This window comes from Streptomyces sp. NPDC102437 (assembly GCF_044765565.1).
Lineage (GTDB): Bacteria > Actinomycetota > Actinomycetes > Streptomycetales > Streptomycetaceae > Streptomyces.
This window is the reverse complement of record NZ_JBIWKI010000006.1, coordinates 77274-93307: the sequence shown is the minus strand read 5'-3', so window position 1 is coordinate 93307 and position 16034 is coordinate 77274. Positions and strand designations below refer to the sequence as shown.

Annotated in this window: 12 protein-coding genes; 7 read left to right on the top strand and 5 right to left on the bottom strand. The window is 70.7% G+C overall.

Annotated elements, in window-relative coordinates; translation table 11 throughout:
• Positions 1-4: 4 nt before the first annotated feature.
• From ACIRJP_RS10120 to recQ, 3 genes are all read left to right on the top strand, one after another.
• On the top strand, positions 5-1576 hold the full coding sequence (locus ACIRJP_RS10120; RefSeq protein WP_360921863.1) for an NADH-quinone oxidoreductase subunit M: 1572 nt from the start codon (positions 5-7) through the stop codon (positions 1574-1576).
• Entirely contained in the window at positions 1573-3237 is a 1665-nt protein-coding gene (gene nuoN, locus ACIRJP_RS10115) for an NADH-quinone oxidoreductase subunit NuoN (protein WP_404170660.1), read from the top strand. Before ACIRJP_RS10120 ends, nuoN begins: the two co-directional genes overlap by 4 nt.
• Before the next feature lie 141 nt (positions 3238-3378).
• Positions 3379-5349, top strand: a complete 1971-nt coding sequence (recQ, locus tag ACIRJP_RS10110) for a DNA helicase RecQ (RefSeq protein ID WP_404170657.1) — start codon at positions 3379-3381, stop codon at positions 5347-5349.
• A gap of 31 nt (positions 5350-5380) precedes the next feature.
• Here the strand turns inward: recQ and ACIRJP_RS10105 are convergent, their stop codons facing one another.
• From ACIRJP_RS10105 to ACIRJP_RS10085, 5 genes are all read right to left on the bottom strand, one after another.
• Entirely contained in the window at positions 5381-5995 is a 615-nt protein-coding gene (locus tag ACIRJP_RS10105) for a Uma2 family endonuclease (RefSeq protein WP_404171139.1), read from the bottom strand.
• Positions 5996-6107: 112 nt separating this feature from the next.
• On the bottom strand, positions 6108-6341 hold the full coding sequence (locus tag ACIRJP_RS10100) for a hypothetical protein (RefSeq protein WP_404170654.1): 234 nt from the start codon (positions 6339-6341) through the stop codon (positions 6108-6110).
• Positions 6338-7567 (bottom strand): fumarylacetoacetase, encoded by a 1230-nt coding sequence (gene fahA, locus ACIRJP_RS10095; RefSeq protein ID WP_404170651.1) that lies wholly within the window; start codon positions 7565-7567, stop codon positions 6338-6340. The genes ACIRJP_RS10100 and fahA overlap by 4 nt, the downstream gene beginning before the upstream one ends.
• A 171-nt stretch (positions 7568-7738) precedes the next feature.
• Complete coding sequence (locus ACIRJP_RS10090; RefSeq protein WP_404170648.1) at positions 7739-9733, bottom strand: CocE/NonD family hydrolase; 1995 nt, start codon at positions 9731-9733, stop codon at positions 7739-7741.
• A 9-nt stretch (positions 9734-9742) separates the two neighbouring features.
• Positions 9743-11242: a peptide MFS transporter gene (locus ACIRJP_RS10085; RefSeq protein WP_404170645.1), complete on the bottom strand. Its 1500-nt coding sequence runs from the start codon at positions 11240-11242 to the stop codon at positions 9743-9745.
• Between the two features lie 156 nt (positions 11243-11398).
• Here ACIRJP_RS10085 and ACIRJP_RS10080 point away from each other — a divergent pair, with 156 nt between their 5' ends.
• The 4 genes from ACIRJP_RS10080 (at position 11399) to ACIRJP_RS10065 (ending at position 15871) form a co-directional block, all read left to right on the top strand.
• A complete protein-coding gene (locus ACIRJP_RS10080; RefSeq protein ID WP_404170642.1) occupies positions 11399-12409 on the top strand; it encodes a polyprenyl synthetase family protein in 1011 nt (336 codons plus the stop codon).
• 217 nt (positions 12410-12626) lie between these two features.
• Positions 12627-13892, top strand: a complete 1266-nt coding sequence (locus ACIRJP_RS10075) for an outer membrane lipoprotein carrier protein LolA (protein WP_404170639.1) — start codon at positions 12627-12629, stop codon at positions 13890-13892.
• A gap of 121 nt (positions 13893-14013) precedes the next feature.
• Positions 14014-14997: an ATP-binding cassette domain-containing protein gene (locus tag ACIRJP_RS10070; protein WP_404170636.1), complete on the top strand. Its 984-nt coding sequence runs from the start codon at positions 14014-14016 to the stop codon at positions 14995-14997.
• The gene (locus tag ACIRJP_RS10065; RefSeq protein ID WP_404170633.1) at positions 14984-15871 is read left to right on the top strand and encodes an ABC transporter permease; all 888 of its coding nucleotides are present in this window, start codon (positions 14984-14986) and stop codon (positions 15869-15871) included. The genes ACIRJP_RS10070 and ACIRJP_RS10065 overlap by 14 nt, the downstream gene beginning before the upstream one ends.
• Positions 15872-16034: the final 163 nt, after the last annotated feature.

Sequence of the window (16034 nt, the reverse complement as noted above, 5' to 3'; positions counted from 1 at the left end):
CACCATGTCCTTTCCCCTCCTGACAGCGACGGCTGCGCTCCCGGCGATCGGCGCGGTCGCCACCGCCGCCGTCCCGGCCGCCCGGCGCACCACCGCCAAATGGCTGGCGCTGCTCTTCTCGCTGGCCACCCTCGTGCTGGCGGGCATCGCGCTCGCCCGCTTCGAGCCCGGCGGCGCCCGCTACCAGCTCACCGAATCGCACGCCTGGATCAAGGACTTCGGCGTCCGGTACGAACTGGGCGTTGACGGCATCGGGGTGGCGCTCATGGCGCTCACCGCCCTGCTGATCCCCTTCGTCATCCTGGCCGGCTGGCACGACGCCGACCCCCTGGAGACCAAGTCCTCGCGCTGGCGCCCGACCCAGGGCTTCTTCGCCCTGATCCTGATGGTCGAAGCGATGGTGATCCTCTCCTTCGAGGCCACCGACGTCTTCCTCTTCTACATCCTCTTCGAAGCCATGCTCATCCCGATGTACTTCCTCATCGGCGGCTTCGGGGACCGGGCGCACACCGGCAGCGACGAGAACGCGGCGGCGCAACGCTCGTACGCCGCGGTGAAGTTCCTCCTCTACAACCTGGTCGGCGGGCTCATCATGCTGGCCGCCGTGATCGGGCTCTACGTCGTCGCGGGGACGTTCTCGCTCTCCGAGATCGCCGAGGCCCGCGCCAACGGCTCGCTCTCCATGGCTACCAGCACCGAGCGCTGGCTCTTCCTCGGGTTCTTCTTCGCCTTCGCGGTGAAGGCCCCGCTGTGGCCGCTGCACACCTGGCTGCCCAACGCGATGGGCGAGGCGACCTCCCCGGTCGCCGTCCTGATCACCGCGGTCGTCGACAAGGTCGGCACCTTCGCGATGCTCCGCTTCTGCCTCCAGCTCTTCCCGGAGGCCAGCAAGTGGGCGACGCCGGTGATCGTCGTCCTGGCGCTGATCAGCATCGTGTACGGGGCGCTGCTCGCCGTCGGCCAGCGCGACATCAAGCGCCTGATCGCCTACGCGTCGATCTCGCACTTCGGCTTCATCATCCTGGGCATCTTCGCGATGACCAGCCAGGGCCAGTCCGGCGCCACGCTCTACATGGTCAACCACGGCATCTCGACCGCAGCGCTGATGCTGGTGGCGGGCTTCCTGATCACCCGGCGCGGTTCGCGGCTCATCGCCGACTACGGCGGGGTGCAGAAGGTGGCGCCGATCCTGGCCGGCACCTTCCTGATCGGTGGTCTGGCCACCCTGTCGCTGCCCGGACTCGCCCCGTTCGTCAGCGAGTTCCTGGTCCTGGTCGGCACGTTCAGCGCGTACCCGGCGGCGGGCATCGTCGCCACGACCGGCATCGTGCTCGCCGCGCTCTACGTCCTCGTCCTCTACCAGCGGACGATGACCGGCCCGGTGAAGGCCGAGGTCCAGGGCATGGCGGACCTCAAGGTCCGGGAGCTGGTGGTGGTACTCCCGCTGATCGCGCTGCTGCTCTTCCTGGGTGTCTATCCGAAGCCGCTGACGGAGATCGTCAACCCGGCGGTGCAGCACACCATGTCGGACGTCCAGAAGAAGGACCCCCAGCCTGAGGTGGAGGCCGCCAAGTGAGCGCAACAGCTGTCCACAGCTTGTGGACAACGGCGGGCGGGGTGACATCGGCCGCCCCGGTCGAGAAGTTCAAGGCCCCGGTCATCGAGTACACCCAGCTGGCCCCGGTCCTCATTGTGATCGGTGTCGCCGTCGTGGGCGTACTCGTCGAGGCCTTCGTGCCGCGCCGGGCCCGTTACTACACGCAGGTCTTCCTCACGGTCGTCGCGCTGGCCGCCGCGTTCGCCGCGGTCGTCGGACTGGCGGCCGGCGGATACGGCACGACGAAGGCGCACATCGCCGCGATGGGCGCCATCGCGATCGACGGGCCGACGCTGTTCCTGCAGGGCACCATCCTGCTGACCTCGCTGGTCGCCGTCTTCACCTTCGCCGAGCGCCGGCTCGACCCCGCCGCGCACGGCAAGCAGGTGGACTCCTTCGCCGCCCAGGCCGCCTCGGTCCCCGGCAGTGACAGCGAGAAGGCCGCGGTCAAGGCCGGATTCACCACCACCGAGGTCTTCCCGCTGGTCCTCTTCTCGGTGGCCGGCATGCTCGTCTTCCCCGCGGCCAACGACCTGCTGACGCTCTTCGTGGCCCTGGAAGTCTTCTCCCTCCCGCTCTACCTCCTGTGCGCCGTCGCCCGCCGCAAGCGGCTGATGTCGCAGGAGGCCGCGGTGAAGTACTTCCTGCTCGGCGCCTTCTCCTCGGCGTTCCTGCTCTTCGGGATCGCCCTGCTCTACGGGTACGCGGGCTCCGTCTCGTACGCGGCGATCGCGCACGTGGTCGACGGCTCCGTCACCCAGATCGACCCGGCACTCGCCGACACCATGGGCAACGACGCGCTGCTCCTGATCGGCGGCGCGATGATCCTGACCGGCCTGCTCTTCAAGGTCGGTGCCGTCCCGTTCCACATGTGGACCCCGGACGTCTACCAGGGCGCCCCTACCCCGGTGACCGGCTTCATGGCCGCGGCCACCAAGGTCGCCGCGTTCGGCGCGCTGCTGCGGCTGCTGTACGTGGTGCTGCCGGGCCTCGCCTGGGACTGGAAGCCGGTCATGTGGGCCGTCGCGATCGTCACGATGCTGGGCGGTGCGATCGTCGCCATCACCCAGACCGACATCAAGCGGCTGCTGGCCTACTCCTCGATCGCCCACGCCGGATTCATCCTCGCCGGTGTGATCGCCACGACCCCCGACGGAATCTCGTCGGTCCTCTTCTACCTGGGCGCGTACTCCTTCGTGACGGTCGGCGCGTTCGCCGTCGTCACCCTGGTGCGCGACGCGGGCGGCGAGGCCACGCACCTGTCGAAGTGGGCCGGGCTCGGCCGCCGCTCGCCGCTGGTCGCCGCGGTCTTCGCGGTGTTCCTGCTGGCCTTCGCCGGCATCCCGCTCACCTCCGGGTTCTCCGGAAAGTTCGCCGTGTTCAAGGCGGCGGCAGACGGCGGCGCGGGCGGACTGGTCGTGGTCGGTGTGATCTCTTCGGCGATCGCCGCGTTCTTCTACATCCGGGTCATCGTGCTGATGTTCTTCAGCGAGCCGAAGGCGGACGGCCCCACGGTCGCCGTCCCGTCCCCGCTGACGACGACGACGATCGCGGTGGGAGTCGCGGTCACGCTGGTGCTGGGCCTGGCCCCGCAGTACTTCCTGGACCTGGCGAGCCAGGCCGGAGTCTTCGTGAGGTAGCGCACTCCCACGCAGCAGCGACCGCCGCCGGACGGGCTTGAGAAGTCAAGCCCGTCCGGCGTTGTCGTATCCGGCGCCTATCGTGGCAGGGGACGGCGGCAACACGGACGAAAAAGCGGGACGGACCCGGGGGACAGAGCGATGGGCACGACGGGCGGGACCATGGATGTGACCGAGAGCGACGCACTGCGGACGCTGCACAAGGTATTCGGGTACGAGGCGTTCCGCGGCGAGCAGGAAGCGATCGTCGACCACGTGGTGGCGGGCGGCGACGCCGTCGTGCTCATGCCCACCGGTGGCGGAAAGTCCCTCTGTTACCAGATCCCCGCCCTGGTCAGAGCAGGCACGGGCATCGTGATCTCGCCCCTGATCGCCCTGATGCAGGACCAGGTGGACGCGCTGCGGGCGCTCGGCGTGCGGGCCGGCTTCATCAACTCCACGCAGGACTTCGACGAGCGCCGCTCGATGGAGGCCCAGTTCGTCGCCGGAGAGCTCGACCTGCTCTACCTGGCCCCGGAGCGGCTCCGCCTGGATTCCACGCTCGCGCTGCTCTCGCGCGCCGAGATCTCCGTCTTCGCGATCGACGAGGCGCACTGCGTGGCCCAGTGGGGTCACGACTTCCGCCCGGACTACCTGACCCTCTCCGTCCTCGGCGAGCGCTGGCCCGACGTACCGCGCATCGCCCTGACGGCGACCGCGACCGACGCCACGCACCAGGAGATCACCCAGCGTCTGGGCATGCCCGACGCCAAGCACTTCGTCGCCAGCTTCGACCGGCCCAACATCCAGTACCGGATCGTGCCGAAGGCCGACCCGAAGAAGCAGCTGCTCTCCTTCCTCAAGGATGAGCACGCCGGGGACGCGGGCATCGTCTACTGCCTCTCGCGCAACTCCACGGAGAAGACCGCCGAATACCTCTGCCGCAACGGCATCGAGGCCGTCCCGTACCACGCGGGGCTCGACGCGGGTACGCGCGCCGTCCACCAGTCCCGGTTCCTGCGCGAGGAGGGCCTGGTCGTCGTCGCGACCATCGCCTTCGGCATGGGCATCGACAAGCCGGACGTACGCTTCGTCGCCCACCTCGACCTGCCGAAGTCCGTCGAGGGCTATTACCAGGAGACCGGCCGCGCCGGGCGTGACGGGCAGCCGTCCACGGCCTGGATGGCGTACGGGCTCCAGGACGTCGTCCAGCAGCGCAAGCTGATCCAGGGCGGCGAGGGCGACGAGGCCTTCCGCCGCCGGGCGGCCTCCCACCTCGACTCGATGCTCGCCCTGTGCGAGACGGTCCGCTGCCGCCGCGCCCAGCTCCTGACCTACTTCGGCCAGGAGCCCACGTCGGCGGAGTGCGGCAACTGCGACACCTGCCTCACGCCGCCCGAGAGCTGGGACGGCACGGTGGCCGCGCAGAAGCTGCTGTCGACCGTGGTGCGGCTGAAGCGGGAGCGCGGGCAGAAGTTCGGCGCGGGCCAGATCATCGACATCCTGCTCGGCCGCAAGACCGCCAAGGTCATCCAGTTCGACCACGACCAGCTCTCGGTCTTCGGTATCGGCGAGGAGCTGGCCGAGGCCGAATGGCGTGGCGTGGTAAGGCAGTTGCTCGCTCAGGGCCTGATCGCGGTCGAGGGCGAGTACGGCACGCTGGTGCTCACGGAGGAGAGCGGCTCCGTGCTCGGCCGGCAGCGCGAGGTGCTGCTCCGCAAGGAGGCGCCCAAGCCCGCGTCGCGCTCCGCGAAGGCCGAACGCAAGTCGAAGTCCCAGGCGGCCGGTGCCGATCTGGCCCCCGAGGCCGTCCCGGTCTTCGAGGCGCTGCGGGCCTGGCGGGGCGCCCAGGCGAAGGAGCAGGGCGTTCCGGCGTACGTCATCTTCCACGACGCGACCCTGCGCGAGATCGCCACGGTGCGACCGGACTCGGTGTCCGGGCTGGGCGGGATCAGCGGCCTGGGTGAGAAGAAGCTGGCGACATACGGGGAGGGGGTCCTGGAGGTGCTGGCGTCGTTCGGGGCGGCGGGCCCGGCCCCGTCCGTGAAAGCCGTACCGGCCCCGGCGGCTCCGGCGGTCCCGGATTCGGACCCCGAGTTCGGCTGGGACGAGGAGCCGCCCGAGTACGAGTGAGCGGGCGGGCCGGGCGGCGCCTCGGACCGGCCTACTCCGGGGCCGGGTCCGCCGCCCGGCGGCGCGCGGTGATCGCGGTGAGGTCGAGATCGATGACGAAGGGGACGGAGACCTTCATCCGGTCGTGGAAGATCCCGGTGGAGGTGTAGGCCCCGGTCGACGGCTCCAGCTCGAAGACGTAGACCACCGCCCGGCCGTCGTGGTTCTCCACCCGCCAGTAGTGAGGGATCTTCGCCCGCGCATACTTCACGGGCTTGGTCTCCCGGTCCCGGGTCAGGGATTCCGGGGAGACGACCTCGATGGCCAGCTGCACGGACTCGGCGGGGAAGCGGGTCTGGCTCGGGTCCTGGATGACCTCGCCGTCCACGACGATCACATCGGGTTCGGGCCGGTTGTAGCGGTCGATGTCGATGGTGAACTCGCGCACGACTTCGAATTCGTGCGGCACCAGCGACTGCAGCTGCCAGTTGAAGAAGTCGACCGCCCGTGAATGGAACAGGGTCTGCGGACTCACGAAAACAAGGCTCCCGTCGATCAGCTCCGTGTGCGGAGGCAGATTCGGGAGTGTGTCCAGGTCATCGGCGGTCCAGCCGCCCACGGGCGGAACCGCCCACCGCGGCTCGGGGGCCTCGGGTTCGACGCTCATCAGTGCTCCCATGACGCAGAGTCTCGCGGGACTTTCCAGCGTATCCGCCGGGAACTGAAGAGGGCTCCCCTGAACGCGTGAACGCCTGTGCCAAGCTGACGCGCCTCGCCCCTCAGCCGTCCCCCGAGCCCCCGCCCCCGCTGTGCCGGCTCCTGCCGTTCCGGTTCGCCCGGTCCTGGCGGACGTTCCGGTGCACCGTGGCCCTGGAGCTCCAGTTCCCGCAGCACCGCGCCCGCCGTCCGTACGACAGGGAACGGCCGGAGCACTGCGGCTTGCCGCGCTGCGGGTCCAGCGCGCGCAGCAGCAGTTCCTCGGGGAGCGTGAGTTCCAGGGCGGGCGGGGTCATGACGCGGGCACGATCCGTCCGGTGACCTCGCCGATGCCGACCCGGGTGCCGTCCGGTCCCGGCGCCCAGGCGGTCATCGTCACCGTGTCGCCGTCCTCCAGGAAGGTGCGCTTGCCGTCCGGGAGGTCCAGCGGGTCGCGGCCGTTCCAGGTCAGCTCCAGGAGGGAGCCGCGCTGGCCGGGCTCGGCGCCGCTGACCGTGCCGGAGCCGTACAGGTCGCCGGTGCGCAGCGACGCGCCGTTCACCGTCATCTGGGCCAGCATCTGGGCCGCCGTCCAGTACATGGTGGCGAACGGCGGCTCGGCGACGGCCTGGCCGTTGATCGCGACGGAGATCCGCAGGTCGAGGCCGCCGTCCTCGTCCTCGTCGGCGTCGTCCAGATAGGGGAGCAGCGGGAAGTCGCGGGCCGGGGGCGCGATCCGGGCCGACTCCAGGGCCTCCAGCGGTGTCACCCAGGCCGATACGGAGGTGGCGAAGGACTTGCCGAGGAACGGGCCGAGCGGGACGTACTCCCAGGCCTGGATGTCCCGCGCCGACCAGTCGTTGAGCAGGCAGAGCCCGAAGACGTGGTCGCGGAAGTCGCCGAGCGGGACAGGGCGGCCCTGTTCGGAGCCCACGCCGACGACGAAGCCGACCTCGGCCTCGATGTCCAGCTTCACGGAGGGGCCGAAGACGGGCGCCGCGTCGGCCGGGGCCTTGCGCTGCCCGGAGGGGCGCACCACGTCCGTGCCCGAGACGACGACGGTGCCGGACCGGCCGTGGTAACCGATCGGAAGGTGCTTCCAGTTGGGCGTCAGCGCCTCGGCGTTCGGCCGGAAGATCTGCCCGACGTTGGTGGCGTGGTTCTCGCTCGCGTAGAAGTCGACGTAGTCCGCGACCGCGTACGGCAGATGGAGCGTCACGGAATCGAGGGGGTGCAGCAGCGGTTCGATGTCCGCGCGGTGGGCCGGGACCGTCACCCACGCCGTCAGCGCCCGCCTGACGTCCCGCCAGGCGGTGCGGCCGGCCGACAGCAGCGCTGTCAGGTCCGGCTGGGCGAGGAGCTGCGCGTAGGGCGAGCCGAGCGTGTGGGCCGCGGCTCCGGCGTCCAGTACGTGGTTGCCGATGCGGACGCCGACCCGGCGGTCCTCGGGGTGATCGGGGGTGGAGAACACTCCGTAGGGAAGGTTGTGCGGACCGAAGGGGTCGCCCTCGGCCAGATCGAGCGGGCTGCTCTGCTCGGGCATGTGTTGCTGCCTCGCTTTCCAGGTCGCTTGGGGGACACGTTACGTCGCCGCCGCCCCCTCGCGGGAGTGGACCCAACCGCCCCTGATGCCCGGAAAGTTCCGCCGTGCCCCGGGTGCGCGAGGCACGGCTACGGGCGTCCGGGGCACGGTGGTGGGCAGAAGCCGGTCCGGTCAGCCGGCCGTGCGCGGGATCCGCTTCTCCCAGGTCCGGTGGAAGACGACCTCGCCGCCCTCCTTGCAGACCACCTCGTCGGAGGTGATGAAGTCGGTGTCGTCCGCACCGATCTCGGAGCGGGTCTCGATCGTCACGTCCCACGCCATCTCCGGCCGGTGCAGCCGGATCGCCCAGTCGGAGCGGGTGCGTGCGGAGAGCGGGTCGTTCTCCTGGATCGTGTACGCCTCCAGCGCGTCCTCGGTGAACTCCAGGCCGTCCGGGTAGACACGGGTGCCGCCGTAGCGCGGATCGACCTCCAGCCGCCATTCGCCCTTGGCGACATCGCGGACCACCAGCCGCTCCGGGCGCTGTTCGTCGAGCGTCACCGGGTACACGACACCGAGCGGCTCCGACTGCTCCGGCTCCTCGAACCGGATCGCGGGGTCCTCCACGGACCGGCGCACCGGCAGTTCGACGAGGCTGCCGTCGGCGTCCAGGGTGAAGCCCACCGACCCGGCCTGCGGCCAGATCCACGGCCAGTACGAGGAGGAGACCGCGAGCCTGATCCGGTGGCCGGGCGGGAAGGTGTGCCCGATGCCGTTCAGCTCGAAGGTCACGTCCTCGGTGGCGCCCACCGGCCAGTCCTCCGCACGGTCGCGGCCGTGGCGGGCGGACAGGTTGAGCGCGCCCCGGGTGACCAGCGTGGAGGAGCCGTCCGGCGCGACGTCGCACAGCCGGGCGATCGCCTGGCCGCGCGGCGCGTCCATCCGGATCCGCAGCTGCACCCGGGGGCGGCCGAGGATCTCGATCGGCGCGTCCTGGACCGGGAACTCGAAGCAGACCGACTTGGCGTCCTCGTCGCGCTGGTCGGGTGGCAGGTCTGCGTCGTTGCCGAACGGGAAGAAGCGTCCGGCGTCCAGCCCGGTCTGCTGCGGCGAGTCGACGGTCTGCGGCCCGCCCCCGAGCGCGTACGCGACCGGCGCGACGTTCGGCGACGGCCAGCTGTCCTCACCGACCCAGCGGCCCGGCAGCGTCTCGTACACCGTGGCGGGACGGTGCGACTGGCTGATCCAGGCCCGCAGCAGCGGCTCGGCCATGACGCCGGTGTCCTTGTCCTTCAGGTGCTGGTCCCACCAGCGCAGCGTCTCCTGGAGGAAGCCGATCGACGGCCCCGGCGGCAGACCGCGGTCAGGGTACTGGTGGGACCAGGGACCGATCAGCCCGCGGACCCGGCCGGGGTCCAGGTGCTCGACGAGCCGCAGCACGGTGTCGCGGTACGGGTCGTGCCAGCCGCCCACCGCGAGGACACTGGCCCGGATCGCGGAGTAGTCCTCGCAGACGCTGCCGTGCTTCCAGTAGTCGTCGCGGGTCTGGTGGGCCAGCCAGGTGTGGATGAAGGGCTCCACGGTCTCCAGCCGCTTCAGCCACATGTCCTTCCAGCCGTCGCCGACCTGCGCCGGGTCCGGCGGCCGGGAGACGAAGGCGAGCATGGTGGCCGCCCAGGCGTGCATGTCGACGCCGAGTACCGAGCCGCCCATGTAGTGGACGTCGTTGTCGTAGCGGTCGTCGGTCGAGCAGACGGTGACGACCGCCTTCAGCGGCTCGGGGGCCAGCGCGGCGATCTGGAGCGAGTTGAAGCCGCCCCACGAGATGCCGAACATGCCGACCCGGCCGGAGCACCACGGCTGCCGGGCCAGCCAGTGGATGACGGCGACGCCGTCGGCCAGCTCCGTCGCGTCGTACTCGTCGCCCGGCAGCCCCTCGCTGTTGCCGTGTCCGCGCACGTCCACCCGGACGCAGGCGTAGCCGTGGCCCGCGTACCAGGGGTGGCGCTGCCAGTCCCGCGGCGCCGTCCAGTCGCTCAGCCGGTAGGGCAGGTACTCCAGGAGCGCGGGCACCGGCTCGTCGGTGACGGGCCGCCAGATCCGGGCGTACAGCCGGGTGCCGTCCGACAGGGGGATGCGTACGTCCTCATGGGTGGTGTCGTACGGGAACGTGGTGCGGATGTGCATGGCGGTACCTCAGTGGACGGGGTGCATGGTGCGCTTGAGCCAGGGGGCGGCGGCGATGACGGCCACACCGGCCACTACCGCGATCGCGCCATTGACACCGAAGTAGGCGGGGTTGGAGACCTCGCCGTACAGCTTCACGACCTGTGCCTGGATGCCGTTGGCGAGGGCCAGCGAGAGGAACCAGAGCGCCATCGTCTGGCTGGCGAACGCCTTGGGGGCGAGCTTGGTGGTCGCGGACATGCCGGAGGTCTCCAGCAGGATGTCGCCGAGCCCCAGCAGCAGGTACGAGCCGACGATCCACCAGGCGGCCATCTTGTAGGTGTCGCCGGAGTGCCCGGAGGTCGGCAGCACCATCAGCAGGAAGGACAGACCGCCGAGGATCACCCCGATCGCGATCTTGTTGGAGGCGTGCGGCTGACGCGGGCCCATCCGGGCCCAGACGGCGGCGACCACCGGGGCGAGCGCGACCTCGAAGGCGCCGAGCGCGGAGGCGTACCAGCTCGCCGGGAAGTGGAAGCCGAAGATCTCGGTACGGGCGTTGGCCGACGCGAGCAGCATCATCGTCGAGTACGCCTGGAAGAGGATGAAGTTGAAGACGACGGAGGCCAGGAACAGCACCACGTACGGGCGCAGCCTGCCGCGTTCTTCCGGGGTGACCTGCGGGCTGCGGAACATCACCGCGAAGTAGACGACCGGTGCGATCACCGAGATCAGGGTGAGCAGGTCGACGAAGCGGTCCATGGTCAGCAGGCCCGCCAGGGCGAGCGCGGTGGCGAGGGCGGCGACCACGACGGCGCCGGCCACGATCAGCCGAATGGCGCGGCGCATGGGTGCTGGTGCGAGGGCGAATTCGGCGCTGTGCTTTCGCCCGGCCAGGTGACGCCGGCCCAGCACGTACTGGACCAGCCCGAGCGTCATGCCGAAGGCGGCGGCCGAGAAGCCCCAGTGCCAGCTCGCGTGGTCCCCGAGCCAGCCGGTGACCAGCGGGCCGAGGAACGCACCGATGTTGATGCCCATGTAGTAGAGCGCGAAGCCGGCGTCGCGGCGCTCGTCGTCGGTGCGGTAGAGCTTGCCGACCATGGTCGCCACATTGGGCTTGAGCAGACCGGTTCCGGCGCTGATCAGCCCGAGGCCGACCCACGTCATGGTGTCGGTGGGCACCGCCATGGCGTAATGCCCGCAGGCGATGAGGATTCCGCCGTACAGGACGGCGCGGTAGGAACCGAGGATCCGGTCGGCCAGCCAGCCGCCCGCGACGGAGACCAGGTAGACCAGGGTGCCGTAGGCGGCCGAGACGGAGGCCGCGGTGCCCGGTTCCATGCCCATGCCGCCGCGGGCGACGGTGTCGGCGAAATAGAGGACCAGGATGGCCTGCATGCCGAGGAACGAGAACCGTTCCCAGACCTCCAGACCGGACAGGGTCATCAGCCCTCGCGGCTGGCCGAAAAAGGCATGGTCGTCTTCGGGTGGCGGCTGGCTCGGTTCGGTGTCGGTGGCCGTGTGGGACAAAGGGGTGACTCCTGATCGTATGAGCTGATCCCGAACATACCGGCGGTGGCGGGAAGGCGCCCACGTTGATCCAAAGGGGACCGGATACGCTGACTTGAGTGATGACAGCGACACATCGACATTCCGTGTGATCGTCAGTAGACAGGAGATCCCCTCGTGACCGTCGTCGGGCCGTTCGAGCTGAGCGTGCGGGACCAGGCACTTGAGGCCGATGTCCAGGCCGGGTTGGCTGCTGTCGAGTCCGGGCTGCTCGACGCCACCAAGAGCGGCGTGCCCTTCATCACGGAGGCCGCGCAGCATCTCGTACGCGCCGGGGGCAAGCGTTTCCGGCCGCTGCTGACGATGCTGGCCGCCCAGTTCGGTGACCCGGACGCGCCGGGCATCGTGCCCGCGGCCGTCGTCGTCGAGCTGACGCACCTCGCGACGCTCTACCACGACGACGTGATGGACGAGGCGGACGTGCGGCGCGGCGTGGCCAGCGCCAACAGCCGCTGGGGGAACTCGGTGGCCGTGCTGACCGGTGACTTCGTCTTCGCCCGCGCGTCGCACATACTGGCCGACCTCGGCCCGGAGGCCGTACGCATCCAGGCGGAGGCGTTCGAGCGGCTGGTCACCGGCCAGATCCTGGAGACCGCGGGGCCCGGCGACGGCCACGACCCGGTCGAGCACTACCTCGAGGTGATGCGCGGCAAGACCGGCTCGCTGGTCGCGGTGGCCTGCCGGTTCGGCGCGATGATGGCCGGCGCGGACGAGTCCGTCGTCGACATCCTCACCCAGTACGGGGAGCGGCTCGGCGTCGCCTTCCAGCTCGCCGACGACGTGCTCGACATCGCTTCGGACTCCCATGAGTCCGGCAAGACCCCCGGCACCGATCTGCGCGAGGGCATCCCGACGCTCCCCGTCCTCCACCTGCGGGCGCAGGCGGCGGCCGACGGGAAGCCGGAGGACCTGGAGCTCGTCGAGCTGCTCGACGGCGACCTCAGCGACGACGCCCGGCACGCCGAGGCGCTGCGCAGGCTGCGCGCCCACCCGGCGCTGGAGCAGGCCAGGCGGGACACCGTCCGGCACGCCCAGGAGGCGCGCGCGACGCTGACGCCGCTGCCCGAGGGCTACGCGAAGTCCGCGCTGCTGGAGCTGTGCGACGCGGTGGTGCACCGCGCGGGCTGATCCGTCTCCTCGTCGTCCCCTACTGGACGGGGGCGCGAACGCCGTGCGGTGTCATACCGAAGAGGTACGCGGAGTTGCTCCTGGGGGCTGACGCCTCCGCGCCCCCGGTTTGGTCAGATGGAGAACAACCACTCCTGACCAAACCGGGTGAGAATGGCGGCACGGAGTGGACGAGTGCAACCGGACGGAAGCCGCCGACCACGGAGGTAGGGCACAGATGGCACCGAACGACAGCGCAGAGACCAACGGCGGGACCAGGGGCACCGCCGCCGGCCGCCGCAAGGCGGCGCGCTACATCGTCCCGGTCGCGGTGGCGGGTGTCGCGGCCGCGACGATCGGGCTCGTCCCGGCGCTCGCGAGCAGTGGCGACCCCGATCTGCCGAAGATCAGCGCACAGGAACTCATCGAGAAGATCGCCGCTTCGGACACCGAGCAGCTCTCCGGCACGGTGAAGATCAGCACGGACCTCGGCATCCCGTCGCTCGGCGGCCTGGCCGAATCCTTCGCCCCGAGCGGCGGCGGCAAGGGCGGTTCGAGCGCCGACCCGCAGGAGCGGATGACGGAGCTGGCATCCGGCACGCACACCCTCCGGATCGCCGCCGACGGCCCCGACAAGCAGCGGCTGTCGATACTGGACAACGCGTCCGAGTACAGCCTGATCCACAACGGCGATCAGGTCTGGGCGTACGACAGCAAGTCCGACCAGGCGTACCACGCCACAGAGAAGCAGGCGGGCAAGGAAGCCGGCCGGGACGCCGGGAAGAAGCCCGGGCACCCCGTTCCCGAGGGCGTGCCCACCACCCCGAAGGCACTCGCCGAGCAGGTGCTGAAGGCCGCCGGTCCCACCACGTCGGTGACGGTCGACGGCACCGCGCAGGTCGCCGGGCGCGACGCGTACAAGCTGGTCGTGAAGCCCAAGCAGAGCGGCTCCACGATCGGTTCGGTCACGGTCGCGGTCGACGCGGAGAGCGGGGTGCCGCTGAAGTTCACGCTGCTTCCGGCCGCCGGTGGCAAGGCCGTTGTCGACGCCGGGTTCACCGAGGTCGACTTCGCCAAGCCGGACGCATCCCTGTTCACCTTCACCCCGCCCAAGGGCACCGAGGTGACCGAGGCCGACGACGCGAAGGCGCAGCCCAAGGCCGACAAGGGCCTCGGCGACCTGATCCCCGGCGCCGACGCCGCGCGGCTCGGCGCCGGGGAGCCGGGCGCCAAGAACACGAAGGTCATCGGCGAGGGGTGGAGCGCGATCGCCGAGATCACCACCCCGGGCGCCACCGGACTCCCCTCGAAGGGGGCGGGCGACGTCCCGGCCGAGGCACAGCAGTTCCTGGACGCGCTGGGCGACAAGGTCACCGGCAAGTTCGGCTCGGGCACGGTCTTCAAGACCCGCCTGGTCAATGCCCTGCTGACGGACGACGGCAAGGTGTACGTCGGCGCGGTCACGAAGGACGCGCTGGTCAAGGCGGCGAACAGCGCCTCCTGACGCCGGGGCGCGCCGCGCTTTCCCGCACCGCCGACCCGCCCCGCCGTACGCTCCGTACGGCGGGGCGGTTCGCCACCGCCCGTCCGGCGGACGGGACCTGCCCGACCCATGGGGAGTACGCATGACAGAGTCCGGGACCGTCGTCGAACCGACGGCGGTCACCGAGCCGGGAGCCGTGATCGAGACCCGGGGCCTCACCAAGCGCTACCGCGGCGGCCAGCTCGCCGTCGACGGCCTCGACCTCAGCGTCCCCGGCGGCAGCATCTTCGGCTTCCTCGGTCCCAACGGCTCGGGCAAGACCACCACCATCCGGATGCTGATGGGCCTCATCGAGGCGACGTCCGGCACCGCTCGGCTGCTGGACCGTCCCATGCCGGCCGCCGCCCGCACCGTGCTCCCGCAGGTCGGCGCGCTGATCGAGGGGCCCGCGCTGTACGGGTTCCTGAGCGGCCGGGACAACCTGCTGCGCTACGACTTTGCCGACCCCACCGCCGATCCGCGCACCCGCCGGGCCCGGGTGGACCAGGCCCTGGACCGGGTCGGGCTGGCCGCGGCGGCCGGGAAGAAGGCCGGGGCGTACTCGCTCGGCATGAAGCAGCGCCTCGGCCTCGCCGCCGCCCTGCTCCAGCCGCGCCGGCTGCTCGTGCTCGACGAGCCGACCAACGGCCTGGACCCGCAGGGCATGCGGGAGATCCGCACCCTGGTCAGGGAACTGGCGGCGGACGGCACCACCGTCTTCCTCTCCTCGCACCTCCTCGACGAGATCGAGCAGGTCTGCACGCACGCCGCGGTGATGGCCAGGGGCCGGCTGATCACTCAGGGCCCGGTCGCGGAACTTGCCGCAGGTGCCCGGGGCCGGCTGGCCGTCACCACCCCCGACCCGGGCGGCGCGGCCCGGGTCCTCAAGGAACTGGGCGTCACCGGGATCACGGTCGACGGCGACCGGGTGAGCGCCGAGGCCCCGCCGGGCGACGTCGAACTGGCCGACCTCAGCGCGGCGCTGGTGCACGCCGGCGTACGGCTGAGGTCCTTCGGCGTCGAACGGGCCTCGCTGGAGGACGCCTTCGTCGCACTCACCGGAGAGGGTTTCGATGTCGCAGGCTGAAGCCGCAGTCGCCGGGGCGGGCAGGGCGCCGAGCCCGCTGTGGACCTTCGGGTTCCTGCGCTCCGAACTGACCACCACGCTCCGCCGCTGGCGCACCCTGGCACTGCTCGGGGTGCTGGCCGCCGTACCCGTACTGATCGGCATCGCGGTGCGGATCGAGACGAACGACGGCTCCTCGCCGGGACCGGGCGGCGGCGGGGGAGGCCCGGCGTTCCTCTCCCAGATCACCAACAACGGGCTCTTCCTGGTCTTCGCCGCCCTCGCCGTGACGCTCCCGGTCTTCCTGCCGATGGCAGTCGGGGTCGTGGCGGGCGACTCGGTCGCGGGCGAGGCGAACGCGGGAACCCTGCGCTACCTGCTGGTCGCCCCGGCCGGCCGGACCAGGCTGCTGCTGACGAAGTACGCCTCGGTGGTGGTCTTCTGCCTGGTCGCGACCCTGGTCGTGGCCCTGTCCGCGCTCGTCGTGGGCTCGCTGCTCTTCCCCGTGGGGGAAGTCACCACCATCTCGGGGACCCGGATCGGCTTCGGCGAGGGGCTGCTGCGGGCCGGGCTGATCGCCGTGGTCGTCGCGGCGTCACTGATCGGGTTCGCGGCGATCGGCCTGTTCGTCTCGACCCTCACCGGCAGCGGCATCGCGGCCATGGCGGCGACGGTCGGGCTGCTGATCACCGTACAGATCGTGGACGGCATCCCGCAGTTGAGCGCGCTGCACCCGTATCTCTTCCCGCACTACTGGATGTCGTACGCGGACCTGCTGCGCGCGCCCGTCTACTGGGACGAAGTGGTCAAGAACCTGGGGGTTCAGGGCTTGTACGCGGCGGTGTTCGGCTCGGCGGCCTGGGCCCGGTTCACGACGAAGGACATCACGGCCTGACGCACGGGGTGCAACGCCCGCCCGCGCCGTCGGCCGGGCGAGCCGTCCCCCGATCGGCTCGTCGCGGCACGAACGGCACGAACGGTGCGAATTGCGGAACGGCGCGACACGGCACGTTCCGTTTCCGCCTGAGTATTGTTCGACCTCTGGCGACAGGCTGTCA